This is a genomic window from Marinobacter sp. Hex_13 (assembly GCF_001566815.1).
Classification (GTDB): domain Bacteria; phylum Pseudomonadota; class Gammaproteobacteria; order Pseudomonadales; family Oleiphilaceae; genus Marinobacter; species Marinobacter salarius.
Window position 1 is genome coordinate 130,738 of sequence record NZ_LSMM01000027.1, and the last position, 17,680, is coordinate 148,417.

Consider the following 17,680-nt stretch of genomic DNA (forward strand, 5'->3'; position numbering starts at 1 on the left):
CAAGCCCCCAGGTTTACGGATAGTTTGCGGTATATTATTCTGCAATGTGAAACTTGGTAACTGAATTAGAAGCCGATGACAACCCCGGAGAGCACATGAAAGTTCTATTTGTAGCAGGAGACCCCAAACCGGAGCGCTGGACCGTTCCCATAAAGGAGCTGCTTCCGGAAGCCGAGGTTCACGTATGGGACGCCAACGGCCCGGCGGTGGATGCCGATTACGCCATTGTCTGGCAACCACCGGAACAACTGTTTGAGCGCGAGAAAAAGCTTAAAGCCGTGTTTAACCTGGGCGCGGGAATCGATGGGTTGCTGGCCGTGCCCCATCTGCCGCCTCAATTGCCCATCGTGCGCCTGGAAGATGCCGGCATGTCCGCGCAAATGGCGGAATACGTGTTGCATCAGCTACTGGAAGCCAGCCGGGGCATGGAAACCTACCGCGAGCAGCAACGCCAGGGTATCTGGAAAATCCATCGCCCGATCAAGCGCAGTGAGTGGCCCGTAGGCGTCATGGGCCTTGGCCATATTGGCAAGCGGGTGGCGCGCACCCTCGCCGGCCTGGATTACCGGGTCAACGGCTGGGCCCGCAGCAAGCACGACCTGGACGGCGTCTCGACCTTTTCCGGTACCGAAAACCTGACCGATTTCCTGCAATCAACCAGGGTTCTGGTGAACACTCTGCCGCTGACCGAAGAAACCCGGGGCATCCTCAATCACCGGCACCTCAGCCAACTCATGCCCAATGCCGTAGTGATCAACGTGGGCCGGGGAGAACACCTGGTGGAAGAGGACCTGATCAAAGCCATCGAAGACGGCCATGTCGCCCGGGCGTCCCTGGATGTGTTTCGCCAGGAACCCCTGCCCGCGGATCACCCCTTCTGGCAGCGACCGGAGATCACCATTACGCCACATATCTCGGCGCGCACCCTGAGGGATGCCACCCTTGAGCAGATCACCGGTAAGATCCAGGCACACCATAACGGTCAGCCGATTTCCGGTATCGTGGACCCCAGCCGAGGCTATTGAAACCCTATACATTCGCGCCGGTCAGCCTGCGGCCGGCGCCACCACAAATATCCCCCACAGCATCAGCAATAACAACGGAATGGAGAGCAGGACAAAAGCGCCGTTCCAGCCAAACGCCACCACCCAGCGTGACACCTGCCCGAATCGTGACAGCAGCATAACAGCCGGGCCGAACGGCGACAGCATCATGGCGAGGGAGAATCCAATCACCAGGGCGACCGCAATCGGCAGGGGGTTCACACCCTCGGCGACCAATTGCGGCATCAACCCCGCCTGAACACTCAGCACAGTAATCGGGATGATGCCGATGGCTGAGAGCATCGGCATCATCAATAACCCCCCCACTGCCAGTAAAAATACGCCCAGCTCACCAGTCGCCATGCCTGCCAGGGCATCCGCCGGAATCACCGAGACCAACGCCACACCCAACCCGGCGGAGCCTGCGAAGATAGACATTTCGTTGCTCATACCGAGCATATTGTCGGTGGCTTCCCGTACCGCCATAGCTGGCGAGCGATCGTGCCAGAACATATAAAGAAGGGTGACCACTGGCACCGTCAGCATGGCGGCCACTGACACTTTCAGTTCCGTTAACTGCACCAGCAGGCCCATCGCCGTAAAGATGATCAATACCAGCAGCAACAGCCGCCCGCTTCCGGCCGGCCAGGTTTCCAGCGGTTCGCGCTCACCGCTGACCCGACGAAAACGCTTGTGCTCCAACCCCCATCCCACCAGAACCAGCAACACCGCGCTGCCAATGCCATAGGGCAGCAGGCCCGACCAGCTCAGGGAGGGGACTTCACGGGTAATAATGGCGACCGCAACACTGGTTGGTGCTACCAGCGGCACCAGTGCAAATCCTCGCAATGTACTGATCAGCACACTGCGCAACCAGCGCACCCGCGAAGCCCCGGTAATACCCCGCTGCCGCAGGGTATCCGACAACGTGCCGCACAGCAGGTTCATCACGCCGAAGCTCAGCACTGATGCAATGCCACAACTCACTACCGCGTATTTCGGGTACAGCAACGCCGGGCGACCACCCAGCAACACGTCGTGTATACGCTGCAGCACCTCAAGCCGTCGAACCAGGCATTGCATCATCCCCAGGCTTCCCAGGAACGCTGCATAAAAGGCAGCGTTGGACGCGGCACGAATCAGATCGTCGGCGGCCAGTTGCCGGACAAACCCCAGATAACCGATCACAACCAGCGAGATCAGGAACAGGTAACGGGAATACGATTGCAGCCGCCTCAGCGCCAGCGTGAAATAAAGCACAAACAACACACCCGCAAAGGCACTGACCTTTAGGCTGGAAAGGCAAAGCGCCAAAAGTTCCAGAATAACCGCAGCAGGAACCAGGAAACGGCTCATCGCAGATTACTGACCTCGGTTGGTGGTATCGGTTGCATTTCAAACAGACCCGGATTAGTCTTCAACAGTCAATATACAAAACTTAGTTCCGCTATACGAAACTATATCAACACTAATGACATGACAAGCCCACCCCTTCCCTCCTTACAAATGGAAGATCACAATGGGAACCATGTCTGATCAAATGGGAGATGCCATGAGCGCTTTCATCTACGATGGGCTACGAACACCCTTCGGTCGACACGCCGGCGCATTGGCCAGGGTTCGCCCTGACAACCTTCTGGCCAGCGTTATCAAAGCGCTGGTTGAGCGCAACGCCTTTGCCCTTGAGGCCTACGAAGACGTTATTGCCGGTTGCACCAACCAGGCCGGCGAGGACGCCCGTAACCTGGCCCGCCATGCCGGGCTGTTGGCCGGCCTTCCTGTTGAAACCGGCGGCCTGACCGTTAACCGCCTGTGTGGCTCTGGTCTGGCAGCCATCATCGACGCCGCCAGGGCGGTTCGCTGCGATGAGGGCGAGCTGTTTGTCGCCGGTGGCGCTGAAAGCATGAGCCGGGCACCGTTTGTGATGGCCAAGAGCGAAAGCCCGTTCAGCCGCGACTTTCGTGCCTTTGACAGTACCATCGGGGCCCGCTTCCCCAACCCTCGCATTGAGGCCGACTTCGGTGCCGACACCATGCCCGAAACCGCCGACAACATTGCCAGGGAGCTCAACCTCAGCCGGGACACCGTGGATCAGTTTGCCGCTCAGAGCCAGGCCCGATACGACGCCGCACTGAAAGATGGCTTCTATAATGAAGAGATTATGCCCATTGACGTGCCTCAGGGCCGGAAAAAACCACCCGTCAGCGTGAACAGCGATGAGCATCCGCGGCCTCAGTCCACCCACGAGGCACTGGCCGGCCTGCGCCCACTGTTCGAAGGAGGCGTGGTGACTGCCGGCAACGCCTCGGGCATCAACGATGGCGCCGCCGCCCTGATCATCGGCTCTCGCAAAGCCGGCGAAAAGGCCGGTATTCAGCCCCGGGCCCGTATTGTATCCGCAGCGATTGCCGGTGTTCCGCCACAGGTTATGGGCTACGGCCCGGTACCCGCCAGCGAGAAGGCCCTCGCCCGCGCGGGCCTCGGCATCAACGATATGGACGTCATCGAGATCAACGAAGCCTTTGCGGCCCAGGTTCTTGGCTGCACCCACAAACTGGGCATCGACCCGACCGATTCCAGGCTGAACCCCAACGGTGGCGCCATTGCGGTTGGTCACCCCCTTGGGGCGTCCGGTGCACGGATTGCATTGACCGCCACCCGCCAGCTTGAACGCAGTGGCGGACGTTACGCATTGATCAGCATGTGCATTGGCGTTGGCCAAGGCATTGCCGCTGTGATTGAACGAACAACCGACTAATTTTCTGAGGAGACACACAATGGCTTCCGCACCCTGGGATGACCTGCTGCAGTTCGACAAGCAACTGGATGAAACCGAGCGTCAGGTACGTGACAGTATCCGTTCGTTCTGCGATCAGCGCCTGATGCCCGGCATTACCGAAGCGAACCGGCATGAGAAGTTCGACCGTTCCATTTTTACCGACATGGGCGATCTGGGCATGCTCGGCGCTACCCTGCCGGAAGAATACGGCGGCCCCGGCCTGAACCACGTGTGCTACGGCCTGATTGCACGCGAAGTGGAACGGGTTGATAGCGCCTATCGTTCAGCCCTGAGTGTCCAGTCGTCACTGGTTATTCACCCGATTCACGCCTTTGGCCAGGAAGCCCTGAAAAAACGCATCCTGCCCCAACTGGCATCCGGCGAAAAAGTGGGCTGCTTTGGCCTGACCGAGCCCAACCATGGGTCTGACCCGGGCAACATGGAAACCCGTGCCAAGAAAGTCGACGGCGGCTATCTGGTCAGTGGCTCCAAAACCTGGATCACCAACTCGCCCATTGCCGATGTTTGTGTGGTCTGGGCCAAGCTCGAGGGCAAAATCACCGGTTTCGTGATCGAACGCGAAGGTGCCAAGGGCCTGGACACGCCGAAGATTGAGGGCAAGTTTTCCCTGCGGGCTTCCGAGACCGGGTCCATCTTTATGGACGAAGTCTTTGTCCCGGACGAGAACAAGCTCGACGTGGAAGGTCTGAAAGGTCCTTTCAGTTGCCTGAACAAGGCCCGTTTCGGCATCAGTTGGGGCTCCATGGGCGCTGCCGAGTTCTGCTGGCATACGGCCCTCAATTACACGCTCGAGCGCAAGCAGTTTGGCAAGCCTCTGGCAGCCAACCAGCTGATCCAGAAGAAGCTGGCGGATATGCAGACCGAGATCACCCTGGGCCTTCAGGGCGCCTTGCAACTGGGCCGTATGATAGACGCCGGCACCTACTCGACAGACGCCATCTCCATGCTCAAGCGCAACAACTGCGGCAAGGCCCTGGACATCGCACGGGTAGCCCGTGACATGCACGGCGGCAATGGTATCGCCGACGAATACCATGTCATCCGCCACGTGATGAACCTGGAGGCGGTGAATACCTATGAAGGTACTCACGATGTCCACGCCCTGATTCTGGGCCGCGGACAGACCGGGATTCAGGCTTTCAGCTGATCCTGCTGCCCATAGCTCCAAAAAGCAGAGCTCCGGCTCTGCTTTTTTTATGCCCACAAAAAAGCCCCGGAGCGGGGGAGCACTCCGAGGCAAGGATGCATAAAAGCACCTTAGAATTGGTTTATGTCAGACGTTTATCGATCAGAAGCTCAATTTCGCGGAGGCCATGACCTGCTCATACTGCATGCTGCTACTGGTGGCAATCTCACCGAAATCCCAATAGGCGTACTCCAGTCCCAGCGTCAGATTGCGGTGGGCAGACCATAGTATGTTGGCGTGAACCGAGGTCGACGAGTCGAAGTAACTCAACGTTCCGGCAGGCGGTGCAACCAGATCATCAACAATTTCCGTGTGCGAGACCGTCAGGGTGCTACGCCATGCAGGCGACCAGAAGTGGCGATAGGCCGCTGTGGCACCATAGGTCTTGAGAGGTTCGACATCGCCTTGGGCGAGAGCTGCCAGATCCACGTCCGGGTACGTCAGCAGGCCCATGTACCGGCCGAGCGCGCCATAGCTGTACTGCAGGCGCAGATCATCACGGCCAACCGTCGGAATGCGGGCACTCAAAGATACGGCTCCGTCAGTTATGGTTTCATCCGCTGCGTTGTCTTCAAAATTCCGCAGCAAACCGGCAATGGAGTAAAACCCGTAGTTACCTCGGATCTGGTACCGCATTGCGAGATCCGGGTAGGACTGATCGTCGTAGGAGTTGCCGTAGTAGCCGTCTTCGGGATTCTCCAGGGAAACCATCAGCTTCCCGCCTGGCGCAGCCATGTTGTAGCGAATCATAGGCTGGGTTGCGTAGATAAAAGCCGCTTGCTTGCCCTGATCAAGGATTTCCGGCATGGCCGCCAGGTCGGTGAACGTGGTGTAGGTCTGACCAAAATCCCAGCCGTTCCAGGAACCGTAGGCCTGGCGCAAACGGGGGGAATAACTGTTGGACACGATCTCGTTACCGGTTTCATTCATGCCGTCGTTAAGGTCCTGGTTAAAGTCCATCTCCAGGTAGGTGGTCAGCGTGTGACCGACGACATCCTCGGTTTTGGTGCCGATACTGATCCGTGATTCCCGGGCCGAGAAACCGGTCTTCCAGTCGCTTTCATCCGAAGCCGCGGCACTCGCGAAGGTTCTCGGCAAACCAATGCTGTAGCTGTTCAGGCTGCCATTCCCGTGGGAACCAAAAATAGCGTCGGCCTTGATAAAACCACCGAATGAAATCGTTGTGCTTCCAATCTTGATCCCGTCGCCGTCTCGCAGCAAATAGGGGTTGTCTTCTGTCAATTCAGGCGCGGTAGACACGGCGCCTTCCAGTTTGTTTTCCAGCTGTTGGACCCGCTCTCGCAGTTCGTCCAGCTCAGTGCTTTGCGCCAGCGCGGAGCCGGAACCGATGGCCATCAGCGGCAGCCCGGCAATAACCACGGCTCGGAGCAAGGGACGCACCTGGGAAGGTATTGTTGTTGTCATCTCAAACCTCTTAACGGAGTTGATTTCATGTCGTTGTTATTGGACGTTCCGGTGCCGGCACTGGGACACACCAAATCAATCACGCTGTTTCACTGTGCGGTATTTTGTGATTGTTAGGTTTCGCATAGCAGTACCAGCTTCCGTGTTTTCGAATATAGACAATACTTTTGTTATCAACAAGTGAGTGAAACCAAATTTTAATGAAATCGGTAATTACTCTGTGTTTTGTTGTTTCATTAGCATTGACAGACGAGCAACCCATGAAAGATCATTGAGTAATTCTGCTATGCGGTATATATTTTCGCTGTAATGCATTAACGAGGTTGATTCGATGAACATGAACTACACCGCCGAGGAACTCGCCTTCCGTGACGAAGTGCGTGCGTTCCTGGATGAAAAGCTGCCGGCCGACATCGCCGCCAAAGTGAAAGGATTCCGCCGCCTGTCCAAAGAGGACCATCAGCGCTGGCAGAAAATCCTTTGCGAGCAGGGCTGGTACGCGACCCACTGGCCGGAAGAGTACGGCGGTGTAGAGTGGACGCCCGTGCAAAAGCACATCTGGGACGAAGAATCCTGCCGTTACGGCGTTCCCCGCTCCATCCCGTTCGGGGTGAATATGGTGGCGCCGGTGATCATCAAGTTCGGCAGCGAGGAACAGAAGCAGACGTACCTGCCGCGCATCCTCAGCGGCGAGGACTGGTGGTGCCAGGGGTATTCCGAACCCGGCGCGGGCTCTGACCTGGCGTCTCTTAAAACCCGTGCTGTGCGTGATGGCGACCATTACATTGTTAACGGCCAGAAAACCTGGACCACCCTGGGCCAGCACGCCAACATGATCTTCTGCCTGGTGCGTACCAACACCGAGGTCAAGAACCAGGAAGGTATTTCGTTCCTGCTCATCGATATGGACACACCGGGCATTACCGTGCGCCCCATCATCACTCTGGATGGTGAGCATGAAGTTAACGAAGTGTTCTTCGAGGACGTGAAGGTGCCGGTTGAGAACCTGGTGGGCGAAGAGGATAAAGGCTGGACCTATGCCAAGTATCTTCTGACTTACGAGCGCACCGGCCTGGCCGGTATCGGTATGTCCAAGGCAGCACTGTCGCACCTGAAAAACCTGGCATCACGCCGCCTGAAAAACGGTCGGCCGCTGCTTGAGGACCCCTCATTCAGTCAGCGCATCGCCAAAGTGGAAATCGACCTCACGGCAGCCGCCATCAGCAACCTGCGTATTATTGCCTCTGTTGAAGGTGGCGGTGTGCCGGGTGCGGAAAGTTCCATGCTGAAAGTAAAAGGCACCGAGATCCGCCAGGCCATCAATGATCTCGCCCGCCGCGCGATCGGGCCCTATGCCCTGCCGTTCCTCGAAGAGGAGATGAATATGGATTACGAGGGCGACTTCCTGTCGGATAAAGATGCCGCTCCCCTGTCGGCCCAGTACTTCAACAACCGCAAGCTGTCGATCTTCGGCGGATCCAACGAGATCCAGAAGAACATCGTGTCGAAAATGATTCTCGGGCTTTAAGGAGACGACCATGGATTTCCGACTTAATGAAGAGCAGCAGATGCTGCAGGACACCGTGGAACGGCTGGTGCGCGGTGAGTACAGTTTTGAAAAACGACTGGCGTTCAGTGAGACGGAACTGGGCTTCAGCGCCGATTTCTGGCAGCAGCTTAGCGAGCTGGGCCTGACCGCTGTACCTTTTTCCGAGGAACTCGGTGGCTTTGGCGGCAGCGGTGTGGAAGTTCAGTCCGTTATGACTGAGCTGGGCCGCGGGCTTTGCCTGGAGCCATATGTGCAGTCCATTATTCTGGGCGGCGGCCTGATTGGCCAGGCAGGCAACGACCCCCAGAAAGACACCTGGCTGGCCGGCATCGCCAGCGGCGAACTGAAAGCCGCTGTAGGCCTGCAAGAGCCCCAGAGCTTCTATGACCTGAATAACGTGGAAACCCGTGCCGAGAAAAACGGCGAGGGCTATGCTCTGAACGGCCGCAAGGCCGTGGTGATCAGCGGCCACTGTGCCGACCTGATCGTGGTGTCCGCACGCACCTCAGGCGACGCCCGCGATGCCGACGGCATCAGCCTGTTTGCCCTGAGCCCGGATACCGCTGGCGTTGAGCGCCGAGCTTACCCCACTATCGACGGCTCCCGCGGCTGTGACATTACCTTGAACAACGTCCAGGTCGGTGCCGACGCGTTGCTGGGAGAAGAAGGCAAGGCTAGCGGGGTGATCGAGTATCAGGCCGGTCGCGCCATCGCCGCCATCTGCGCCGAGGCTGTGGGTGTCATGGAAATGGCCAATGAGCTGACTCTGGATTACCTCAAACAGCGCAAGCAGTTTGGCGTGCCTATCGGCCGGTTCCAGGTGTTGCAGCACCGTATGGTGGATATGATGTCGGAACTGGAGCAGGCTCGTTCCATGGCAATTCTTGCCGCCAGCGTCGCCGACAGCGAACCCAGTGATGAACGCCGCCGCGTGCTGGCCGCCGCCAAGAACGTGATTGGCCGTGCCGGTCAATTCATCTCCGAGGCCGGCATTCAGTCCCACGGTGGTATCGGCATGACCTGGGAGTATAACTTTGCCCACTACGCGAAGCGGCTGATCGCCATCAATCACCAGTTGGGGGATGACGATTACCATCTGGAGCAATACGCCACTTTGTTGCAGGCAGGCTGACAGCTGAGGCTCTCATCATGACGACAACCGACGATCAGTCATCACAACGGGATCTGAGAAAAGCCGAATGGAAGGTCCGTACCGAGCTGGCCGCCGCCTATCGCCTGGTGGCGCTGTTTGGCTGGGACGATCTGGTGTTCACCCACCTTTCGGCACGGGTGCCAGGGCCGGATCATCATTTCCTGATCAACCCCTATGGGCTTCTGTTCCATGAAATCACCGCGTCGTCACTGGTGAAGGTGGATAAGGATGGCCAGGTGGTGGAGTCTGGCGGCCTCGCCCGTGTAAATCCGGCCGGATTCACCATTCACAGTGCCGTTCACATGGGCCGCGAGGATGCCGGAGCGGTGATGCACCTGCACGCGCCGGATGGGGTGGCTGTGTCGGCGCACCGGGATGGTCTGTTGCCCCTGAGCCAGACGGCGATGCTGTGCCTGAATCATCTGAGCTATCACGATTATGAAGGTGTGGCACTGAACCTGGATGAGCGCGAGCGGCTGATCAGGGATCTGGGTGACAAGTCGATGATGATGCTGCGCAATCACGGCGTGCTGACGGCGGGCAAGGACGTGCCGGAGACGTTCACCTATCTGTATTTTCTGATGAAGGCCTGCGAGATCCAGGTCAAGGCCCAGAGTTGTGGGCCAACCTGCATGCCGTCAGAGCAGGCCATTCAGACAACCGCTGACCAGTCTCAGTCGCTGGGTAGTGCGGCGGCATTGACCTGGCCCGCATTGGTTCGGCTTCTGGATAGCAAGAATCCCGGGTACGCTGTTTGAGTCTCTGACTTTGCACCTTGTGCACCATGGAAGCAGATATGCTCTCTGTTGAATTAAACGATCTTGAACATTTTTGCGGCACTACCATTGGCCACAGCCCTTGGAAAACCGTCACCCAGGAGATGATTCAGGCGTTTGCGGACGCCACGGGCGATCACCAGTGGATTCATCTGGATGTTGAGCGGGCCACGCGGGAAACGCCGTGGAAAAGCCCCGTCGCCCATGGGTTTCTGACAGCGTCGCTGATTCCACTGCTGAATCAGGAGGTCATTGACGTGCAGGGCAAAGGCGCCAGCATAAACTACGGCATCAATAAGCTGCGCTTTCCTGCGGCGGTGAAATCCGGGGCGGATATCCGTAGCAAGATGGAATTGCTGGATGTGTCCAGGGTGGATGATCAGCGCACGCTGGCCACCTACCGAACCACCGTGGAAATCCGTGGAGAGGACAAGCCTGCCTGCGTGGCAGAGAACCTGGTGATGTACGTGGCCTGAGCGGTCAGACGCCCGAAGCAACACTAAAAAAGGGGCCCTTGGGCCCCTTTTCTCATTCAGATGGGTGCTGAACCCCCATCACTTGATCTCTTCCCGAACAATCTCGCCGTCTTTCACCACGGCCAGGGTCGTCTCCGTCACGAAACCACCGTTTTCGGTGACTTCGGTGACTTCGTACGGGTTCTTGCGGGTGTCCATGTTTTTCAGGGCATCGCCGATCGCAGCACGGATGGTTTTCGGGTCGGTGGACTCGGTGGCGTCCATGGCTTCCACCAGGGCGTGCAGCGCCAGGTAGTTGTAGGCGGCTTCGGATCCGGGCATTTTGTCGTACTCGGCCTTGTAGCGCTTGATGAAGTCTTTGGCCGCCGGGGTGTCATAGACGCTCAGTGGAACCACGCCGATGGCGCCTTCCACCATGTCCAGGCCACCGGCTACCTGGGCCACTTCGTCAATCTTGGCCTGGTCCATCACGATAAAGCCGCCCTGAAAGCCCATCTGGCGGGCCTGTTGCACCACCAGACCGGTCGGCTCGGAGGCGCCGCCCACAAACATCACGTCCGGGCTTTCTGAAATGATACGGCTGACGCCGGTAAAGAAATCCGCCGATTTGTTGTAGTCCATGGGGTTGTCAGAAACCACTTCTCCCCCTTTGGACTCCCACTCTTTCTTGATCATGGCACCCCAGATTTTGGCGTATTCGTGGGTTGCGCCGCCCATGCCCAGCTTCTTGCCCTCGTGCTCAAGGGCGTAGTCGGTAAAGGCCCGCACGTAGCCATCAAAGGTAGGAGGAATACGCAACGTCAGGCTGTTGCCCTTTTCGGTGATGCTGGGCACGCTGGAGTAGGCCATCACCAGAAAATTGTCTTTCTCGTTGAAGTCCTGGAGGGCAAAAATACCACCGGAGTGAGGCACGAACACCGCCGACACGTTGGACTCCTGCTTCAGTCGCTTGGCATTGGTCGCCGCCTGCGCCGGTGAGTAACGATCGTCCAGGGGGACCAGGTTGACCGTGGTCTTTTCGCCGTTCAGGTCAAAACCGCCCGCCGCGTTGATTTCCGCCACCGCCATTCGCAGCCCGGACAGCGTGTTTTCACCGTATAAAGCAGCGCCGCCACTCAGCGGGCCGGTGAATCCGATGTTGACTTCGCCCGCCATTGCACCGGCGGACAGGCTCATCCCAAGGGTTGCCGCCGCGACAGCCTGACCCAGTTTTCTGACTATTTTCATTGTTGTCTCCTGGTTGTGTTGTGCGTGTCACTCTGATTGTTGTTGTAGGCCGGTCAGGCCCCGATATACGCCTTGCGAACCTGTTCGTTGCCCAGCATCGTCTCCCGGTCGCCTTCCATGACCAGATGGCCGTTCTCCATAACATAAGCACGGTGGGCAATCTTCAGGGCCGCAAACGCATTCTGCTCTGCCAACAGCACGGTTGTGCCCAGGCTGTTGATTTGTTTGACGGTTTCGAACACTTGCTTGACCACCAGGGGAGCCAGGCCAAGGGATGGCTCATCCAGCATCAGCAAGCGGGGGCGGCTCATCATGGCGCGGCCGATGGCCACCATCTGTTGCTGCCCCCCGGACAGAGATCCGGCAGGCTCATCGGCCTTGTCTGCGAGGATCGGGAACAGCTCCAACACTTCGTTCAGGCGCTTGCGGTTGCCCTGCCGATCACGTCGGTGCACGTAGGCCCCCATCATCAGGTTCTGCATGACGCTCATCTGCGGAAACAGTTTTCGGCCTTCGGCACACTGCACTACGCCGCTGGCGACGACCGCACTGGCTTTCATACCGTTGAGCTGTTTGTCTTCGAACTGGATCTCGCCGGCCGTCGGCTTTACCAGGCCACTAATGGCATTGAACAGGCTGCTTTTACCGGCGCCATTGGCCCCGAGTAGAACAACCAGCTCCCCGGCATCCACCGTCATCGAAATATCGGTCAGTGCCTTGAAGCTGCCATAGCAGACGTCGACATGGTTAAGCTGCAGCATCTTCGTCACCTCCCAGATAGGCTTCGATCACCACCGGGTTGTTGCGTACTTCTTCCGGCGTGCCCTCGGCAATCTTTTCACCGTGATCCAGCACCATGATCTTGTCTGCCAGGCTCATGATCATGTCCATCTTGTGCTCGATCAGGCACACGGTGAGTCCTTTTTCATCCACCATTTTCCGCATCAGCGCGGCGAATCCGACGGTTTCTTCCGGATTAACCCCGGCCGCCGGCTCATCCAGCAGGACGATCTTGGGGTCGGTCGCCAGTGCCAGGGCAAAGGCCACCCGCTTGCGTTCTTCCTGGGTGATGTCGGCAATAAACTGCCCGGCAACGTGGGCAAGGCCCACAAATTCCAGGGCTTCCATGGCCTTGTCCCGCGCCGCCTTCTCTTCACGTTGCAGGCGTTTGCTGTTGATCAGCACGTCCCACAGGCCGGATTTCGTCCGCAGCCGGTGCCCCACGATCAGGTTGTCCAGCACGGTTGCCTGCTCAAACAGGTTGGTCGTCTGGAAGGTCCTTCCCACACCCAGGCGTGCGACCCTGTCGCTGGGCAGGTTAGTGACGTCCACGCCGTCCAGCAGGATACGGCCGGAGGTGGGCTGGTGCAGGCCTGAAATAAGGTTGAAAAAGGTGCTCTTGCCAGCACCGTTGGGGCCGATAATGGCGTTGATCCTGCCGGCTTCGAACTCCACCGACACATCGCTCACCGCCGCCAGACCGCCAAACATTTTGGTGACGTTTTCTACCTTAAGCATTGCTCTCTGCCTCCCGGTTCTGTGCGGTGTTGACCTTGTTCTCCTGGCGCTTTTTCGTAGGCGCCAGTGCCTGGGACTTGCGATGCATCCAGGTCAGGAAGGAGCCGGTAATGCCCCGGGGGAAGAAGATCACCAATAGCACCAGCAGCGGCCCGAAAATGATCATTCGGTACTCTTCCAGGAACTGCAGTGACTGGGTAATCCACACAATGCCCACGGTGCCCAGCAACGGCCCCATAATGGTGCCGATACCGCCCACCAGCAGATAGGTGATCATGTCGAAGGTGTGGTTGATATTGGCCTCTTCCGGGCCGATGAAACGGACCATCCCGGCATACAGGGCACCTGCCAGACCGGCATAGGTCGTGGACAGTACAAAGGCGAGGACTTTATTGCGCATCAGGTTGATCCCGAGGGACTGGGCCAGTTCATCACCGTTGCGGATGGCAATGAAGGTACGACCCAGCAGGGACTTGGACAAACGCCCCATGAACCAGATTGCGAACACCAGGAAGGCCAGCACCAGGTAGTAGAACGGGGTGGTGTCTGTAAAGTCCACCAACCCAAAGCCATAGGGTGCGGCGATATCTCGGACACCGATGGCACCATGGGTCAGCTCTTCCCACTTGTCGATCAGCAGGTAGATGATAAAGCCCACACACAGGGTGAATATCGCAAAGTAATGCTCTTTCAGGCGCAGCGAAACGATGCCCACGAGAAACCCGAGCACCGCCGTCATCACCAGCGCACCCAGGAAGGCAGGCCAGAAACTCCAGCCATAGTCGGCAGTCAGCAGGCCAAGGGTGTAGGCTCCGATGGCAAAAAAACCGCCGTGGGCCAGGTTCAGCTGGCCGCAAAAACCGGTAATGATGTTCAGGCCGTAGACCGCGATCGCCCAGACAAAGGCGGTCGCCATCACGTACACCTGGTACTCATTCGCGGCGACCAGCGGGAACAGTATGGCGAAGGCCAGCATCAGGTACTTGGCGGCTGGCGTCATCAGCAGGGAAGCGACTTTGAACATGATCAGTGCGCCCCCTTCGCGAACAGGCCCTGTGGACGAACTGACAGAATCAGCACCAGCAGACCAAAGGCAATAATGTCTTTATAGGACGTCGAGATGTAAAAGCCGCCGAGGGCTTCAGCGAAACCGATAATCATGCCGCCGGCAATGGCGCCAGGCACGCTACCCATGCCACCGAGTATGATAATGACGAAGGCTTTCATGATGACCAGGTGCCCCATGGCGGGATACACCAGATTGATGGGCGCATAGAGTGTGGCGGCAAACGCGGCCAGCATGCCCGAAATCGCAAACGTCATCATCGCCACCCGGTTGGCATCAATGCCCACCAGGAAGGCACCTTCACGACTCTGCGCCATGGCGATAATGGTCGCCCCCGTCATGGTCTTGCGCAGGAAAAGCTGCAGGGCCACTACCAACACGAACGCCCCCGCAATGATCAGCAGGCGCTGTTCAGGAATAATCAGTCCGTCGAAATTCATGATGCCGGTAAATGGCGATGACATACGGCGGAAGTCCGACCCCCAGAACATCTGCACCACCGCTTCCAGAAACAGCAGAATACCAATGGCGGCGATCTTGTCGTGGATCGGTGGCGAATGCCTCAGTGGGTGGAACACCAGACGCTCACACAGTATCGCCAGGACAGCGACCACCGCGGCCGAACCGGCCATGGCAATCCAGTAGTGCGCGCCCAGGTCCACCATGAAAAAGTAGGACATGAATGCCCCGACCATATAGAGCGCGCCATGGGCAAAATTGGGGATATGAAGTATCCCGTAGACCAGGGTCAGGCCCAGGGCTACGAGACCGTAGATACTCCCCAGGGTTAACCCGTTGATGATTTGTTGTAGGAAAAGGCTCAAGTGTGCTCCTCCGCTGTTTTGTTGTTGTTGCGAGTTATGCGGTTTTGGGCAGGGCCTTGCGACCCATCTATCAGCTTAATGAAACAATTGCACCGAACGTCTCGTATGTCAATATTTAGAACGTTATTCCGCAGTGCGGAATAATTAGCATGAATTAACGCTTAGGCTTTAGCCTTCCACTCTTCTTCCTGCAGCGCTCGCCACATCAACTTGCCCGTGGGTGATTTCGGCAACTCATCCACGAACTCGATGATTTCTGGCACTTTGTAGGCAGCCATCTGCTCCTTACACCAACTGACGATGTCCGCTTCGGTGGTACTGGTCTCCGCATCCGGTGTCAGTACGATGCAGGCTTTCACAGTCTCACCGCGTTTGGGGTGGGGCGATGAAATGACGCACACTTCGTGGATGGCCGGATGCCGGTACATCAATCCTTCCACTTCCGAGGGCCACACCTTGAAGCCTGATGCGTTGATCATCCGTTTGACCCGGTCCACCATGAAGAAATAGCCCTCTTCGTCGTAATAAGCGAGGTCACCGGTGCGGAAAAAGCGTTTGCCGTCGATGTCCACGAACGCCGCCTCGGTTTCAGCCGGGCGATGCCAGTACCCCTGGGTTACCTGAGGACCATTGGAAACAATCTCCCCCACTTCGCCCGGGCCTTTCTCTTCCAGGGTCTCAACGTCAATGATGCGGCTATCCACATCGAATACCGGAATACCCAGGCACTGGGGCTTGGGATGATCCGACGGGTTGATGTGGGTGGCGGCCATGGTTTCCGACAGGCCATAACCCTCGATGTAATCCAGGCCGGTCATGGCTTTAAGCTTGGCAGCCACCGCTTCCGGCATTGCCGCTCCACCACCGCCAATGGTGTTGAGGCTGGAAAGGTCGTATTGCCCGATGTCCGGATTCGACAGAAAATCCACCGCCATGGTGACAATGTTGGTCCAGCCGGTGACCTGGTAACGTTCTATCAGCCGGGCGGCGGTTGTGCGATCCCAGCGCGTCATAATGATGGTAGTTGAACCACTGTAGATGGGGCTGTTCATGGAGCCGGTCATACCGGTCACGTGGAAGAACGGCAACGTCGCCAACTGGACAGTGTTGGCGGTGCTCAGATTCCAGAACGCCCGGTGAACCGCTGTGGCCATGACACTGCGGTGCGTATGCATGCATCCCTTGGGCGCGCCGGTGGTCCCGGAACTGTAGGGGATCACCGCCAGGTCGTCCGGGCCTGCGGTGTGCTCTGCCGGCTTGTGATTACCGGCCAGCGCCTGTTCCCAGCTCACCACGCCGGGTACGTCTTTGGACCAGGCCGGTGCAGCCACCTCTGCCGGCAAATCCAGGTCGGTGTCCTTATTGATGTAGGTGTTATAGGACGCCACCACCACCCGCTCAAGATCCGTGCTGTCCAGCATCGGCAGGATAAAGTCGGCCAGTTCCTGACCGGCCAGGCACACCCTCGAACCGGTATCGGCAATGTAGTGTTCCAGCTCTGCAGCCCGGTTCATCGGATTCACCGGAATCACCACGGCGTCGGCTCGCAGTATGGCGTAGTAGGCAACGGCATACTGGGGGGAGTTCTGCATGTAGAGCAGAACACGGTCACCTTTCTTCACTCCTTGAGCCTGAAGATAGCCGGCCATCGCTTCCACTTCCGTCAGCAGCTGCCTGTAGCTCATGGGCGCATCGTAGTAGATGGTCGCTGTATGGTCCGGATACCGCAGGGCAGATATTTGCAGGTTGATGAAAACGCTGGTGTCAGGCAGTGTCATGCTCTTTGGTAATTCTTTTGGCCAGACGCTGTGGTGGCGTGTAAATGTCATTGTTGTCATCCCCTCAGTCAATTCAGTGAGCCGCAGCGGCGGCCAGATCGAATATTCCAGTACCACCGGGCAGGGCTTCCCGGTGACGCAATGGCGTTATCGCAATGGCTTTTTCCCGCAGCACGGTGACGTCTTCATCCGGTGCCGTAATGTGCCGGGAACTGCGATCGAACCCCAGCCACCAATAAGGCAGGCTACGGGCATCCTGCCCTGCCAGCAGGCGGGGCCGCTGAATGGAGCCGGTGGATTGGTTGCACCATTGCGCTTGCCGGATCACACCGGCGTCGCAGGCCGGAAAGTTCACATTCCAGGCCCGGTTTTCGCCCGGTTGCCAGAGCTTGCGGATTACCTGCTCGCCGAACGCCGACACCGGCGACCAGTCAACGCCTTCCCGGCTCAGGAAGGCCTGGCTCAGCGCAATGGCGGGTATGCCCATATGTTCGGCGCTGAGCACCGCGCCCACGGTTCCGGAGTACTGCACCGAATCACTGATATTGGCGCCGCAGTTCACACCGGACAGCACCAGATCCGGCGGGTTATCACCAAACCAATGGGCCAGCGAGTACAACACACAGTCTGCGGGGGTACCGGACACGGCATAGCGTTTCTCACCGTTTTCATACACCCGCAGCGGGTCGTGAATGGAGATGCTCTGCCCTGCGCCACTGCGATCATGCTCCGGCGCCACCACCCAGACTTCTTCCGCCAGATTGCGGGCAATCCGTTCGAGAATCGCCAGCCCAGGTGCGTTGATGCCGTCATCGTTGGTGATCAGGATGCGACGGACCATCGGTTCCGTGATTGCAGC

General features: G+C 58.1%; 16 protein-coding genes. 7 read left to right on the plus strand and 9 right to left on the minus strand.

Features of this window, described 5'->3' with window-relative positions; all coding sequences use genetic code 11:
• Positions 1–95: 95 nt before the first annotated feature.
• Complete coding sequence (locus AXW11_RS06700) at positions 96–1,025, plus strand: 2-hydroxyacid dehydrogenase (RefSeq protein ID WP_091641511.1); 930 nt, start codon at positions 96–98, stop codon at positions 1,023–1,025.
• Between the two features lie 21 nt (positions 1,026–1,046).
• Here AXW11_RS06700 and AXW11_RS06705 read toward each other — a convergent pair whose 3' ends face one another.
• A complete protein-coding gene (locus AXW11_RS06705) occupies positions 1,047–2,399 on the minus strand; it encodes a hypothetical protein (protein ID WP_041335590.1) in 1,353 nt (450 codons plus the stop codon).
• 196 nt (positions 2,400–2,595) lie between these two features.
• On the opposite strand from AXW11_RS06705, the gene AXW11_RS06710 reads away from it, so the two are divergent.
• Together AXW11_RS06710 and AXW11_RS06715 are read left to right on the plus strand one after the other, a co-directional pair.
• Positions 2,596–3,801: a 3-oxoadipyl-CoA thiolase gene (locus tag AXW11_RS06710; protein WP_091641611.1), complete on the plus strand. Its 1,206-nt coding sequence runs from the start codon at positions 2,596–2,598 to the stop codon at positions 3,799–3,801.
• A 19-nt stretch (positions 3,802–3,820) separates the two neighbouring features.
• Positions 3,821–4,990: an acyl-CoA dehydrogenase gene (locus AXW11_RS06715; protein WP_091641508.1), complete on the plus strand. Its 1,170-nt coding sequence runs from the start codon at positions 3,821–3,823 to the stop codon at positions 4,988–4,990.
• Positions 4,991–5,131: 141 nt separating this feature from the next.
• Here AXW11_RS06715 and AXW11_RS06720 read toward each other — a convergent pair whose 3' ends face one another.
• Positions 5,132–6,454, minus strand: a complete 1,323-nt coding sequence (locus AXW11_RS06720) for a DcaP family trimeric outer membrane transporter (protein ID WP_227544296.1) — start codon at positions 6,452–6,454, stop codon at positions 5,132–5,134.
• Positions 6,455–6,785: 331 nt separating this feature from the next.
• Here AXW11_RS06720 and AXW11_RS06725 point away from each other — a divergent pair, with 331 nt between their 5' ends.
• From AXW11_RS06725 to AXW11_RS06740, 4 genes are read left to right on the plus strand one after another with little or no spacing between them, the layout of a single operon-like run.
• Positions 6,786–7,982, plus strand: coding sequence for an acyl-CoA dehydrogenase family protein (locus AXW11_RS06725; protein WP_091641505.1), 1,197 nt, complete (start codon positions 6,786–6,788; stop codon positions 7,980–7,982).
• Positions 7,983–7,992: 10 nt separating this feature from the next.
• Entirely contained in the window at positions 7,993–9,135 is a 1,143-nt protein-coding gene (locus tag AXW11_RS06730; protein ID WP_075195539.1) for an acyl-CoA dehydrogenase family protein, read from the plus strand.
• Between the two features lie 17 nt (positions 9,136–9,152).
• Positions 9,153–9,914 carry a class II aldolase/adducin family protein gene (locus tag AXW11_RS06735; protein ID WP_091641502.1) on the plus strand — a complete coding sequence of 254 codons (762 nt, stop codon included), beginning with the start codon at positions 9,153–9,155 and terminating at the stop codon, positions 9,912–9,914.
• 38 nt (positions 9,915–9,952) lie between these two features.
• Positions 9,953–10,408 carry a MaoC family dehydratase gene (locus tag AXW11_RS06740; protein WP_036202105.1) on the plus strand — a complete coding sequence of 152 codons (456 nt, stop codon included), beginning with the start codon at positions 9,953–9,955 and terminating at the stop codon, positions 10,406–10,408.
• 78 nt (positions 10,409–10,486) lie between these two features.
• On the opposite strand, the gene AXW11_RS06745 is transcribed toward AXW11_RS06740, so the two are convergent.
• The 7 genes from AXW11_RS06745 to surE form a co-directional block, all read right to left on the minus strand.
• The gene (locus AXW11_RS06745) at positions 10,487–11,635 is read right to left on the minus strand and encodes an ABC transporter substrate-binding protein (RefSeq protein WP_075195540.1); all 1,149 of its coding nucleotides are present in this window, start codon (positions 11,633–11,635) and stop codon (positions 10,487–10,489) included.
• Positions 11,636–11,688: 53 nt separating this feature from the next.
• Positions 11,689–12,396 (minus strand): ABC transporter ATP-binding protein, encoded by a 708-nt coding sequence (locus tag AXW11_RS06750; protein ID WP_007155440.1) that lies wholly within the window; start codon positions 12,394–12,396, stop codon positions 11,689–11,691.
• Positions 12,383–13,153 carry an ABC transporter ATP-binding protein gene (locus AXW11_RS06755; RefSeq protein WP_036202098.1) on the minus strand — a complete coding sequence of 257 codons (771 nt, stop codon included), beginning with the start codon at positions 13,151–13,153 and terminating at the stop codon, positions 12,383–12,385. The genes AXW11_RS06750 and AXW11_RS06755 overlap by 14 nt, the downstream gene beginning before the upstream one ends.
• Positions 13,146–14,177, minus strand: coding sequence for a branched-chain amino acid ABC transporter permease (locus AXW11_RS06760; protein WP_085681908.1), 1,032 nt, complete (start codon positions 14,175–14,177; stop codon positions 13,146–13,148). The genes AXW11_RS06755 and AXW11_RS06760 overlap by 8 nt, the downstream gene beginning before the upstream one ends.
• A gap of 2 nt (positions 14,178–14,179) precedes the next feature.
• Positions 14,180–15,043 carry a branched-chain amino acid ABC transporter permease gene (locus AXW11_RS06765; protein WP_007155443.1) on the minus strand — a complete coding sequence of 288 codons (864 nt, stop codon included), beginning with the start codon at positions 15,041–15,043 and terminating at the stop codon, positions 14,180–14,182.
• 161 nt (positions 15,044–15,204) lie between these two features.
• Complete coding sequence (locus AXW11_RS06770) at positions 15,205–16,872, minus strand: long-chain fatty acid--CoA ligase (RefSeq protein WP_091641499.1); 1,668 nt, start codon at positions 16,870–16,872, stop codon at positions 15,205–15,207.
• Between the two features lie 22 nt (positions 16,873–16,894).
• Positions 16,895–17,674 carry a 5'/3'-nucleotidase SurE gene (gene surE / locus AXW11_RS06775; RefSeq protein WP_075195566.1) on the minus strand — a complete coding sequence of 260 codons (780 nt, stop codon included), beginning with the start codon at positions 17,672–17,674 and terminating at the stop codon, positions 16,895–16,897.
• Between the last annotated feature and the right edge of the window lie 6 nt (positions 17,675–17,680).

What these genes read in the sequence shown, in the direction of transcription:
- AXW11_RS06730 (WP_075195539.1), top strand. Translation starts at nt 7,993, where the DNA reads ATGGATTTCCGACTTAATGAAGAGCAGCAGATGCTGCAGGACACCGTG.
- AXW11_RS06725 (WP_091641505.1), top strand. Translation starts at nt 6,786, where the DNA reads ATGAACATGAACTACACCGCCGAGGAACTCGCCTTCCGTGACGAAGTG.
- AXW11_RS06760 (WP_085681908.1), bottom strand. Translation starts at nt 14,177, where the DNA reads ATGTTCAAAGTCGCTTCCCTGCTGATGACGCCAGCCGCCAAGTACCTG.
- AXW11_RS06770 (WP_091641499.1), bottom strand. Translation starts at nt 16,872, where the DNA reads ATGACATTTACACGCCACCACAGCGTCTGGCCAAAAGAATTACCAAAG.
- AXW11_RS06715 (WP_091641508.1), top strand. Translation starts at nt 3,821, where the DNA reads ATGGCTTCCGCACCCTGGGATGACCTGCTGCAGTTCGACAAGCAACTG.
- AXW11_RS06720 (WP_227544296.1), bottom strand. Translation starts at nt 6,454, where the DNA reads ATGACAACAACAATACCTTCCCAGGTGCGTCCCTTGCTCCGAGCCGTG.
- AXW11_RS06705 (WP_041335590.1), bottom strand. Translation starts at nt 2,399, where the DNA reads ATGAGCCGTTTCCTGGTTCCTGCTGCGGTTATTCTGGAACTTTTGGCG.
- AXW11_RS06745 (WP_075195540.1), bottom strand. Translation starts at nt 11,635, where the DNA reads ATGAAAATAGTCAGAAAACTGGGTCAGGCTGTCGCGGCGGCAACCCTT.
- AXW11_RS06710 (WP_091641611.1), top strand. Translation starts at nt 2,596, where the DNA reads ATGAGCGCTTTCATCTACGATGGGCTACGAACACCCTTCGGTCGACAC.
- AXW11_RS06750 (WP_007155440.1), bottom strand. Translation starts at nt 12,396, where the DNA reads ATGCTGCAGCTTAACCATGTCGACGTCTGCTATGGCAGCTTCAAGGCA.
- AXW11_RS06755 (WP_036202098.1), bottom strand. Translation starts at nt 13,153, where the DNA reads ATGCTTAAGGTAGAAAACGTCACCAAAATGTTTGGCGGTCTGGCGGCG.
- AXW11_RS06740 (WP_036202105.1), top strand. Translation starts at nt 9,953, where the DNA reads ATGCTCTCTGTTGAATTAAACGATCTTGAACATTTTTGCGGCACTACC.
- AXW11_RS06735 (WP_091641502.1), top strand. Translation starts at nt 9,153, where the DNA reads ATGACGACAACCGACGATCAGTCATCACAACGGGATCTGAGAAAAGCC.
- AXW11_RS06700 (WP_091641511.1), top strand. Translation starts at nt 96, where the DNA reads ATGAAAGTTCTATTTGTAGCAGGAGACCCCAAACCGGAGCGCTGGACC.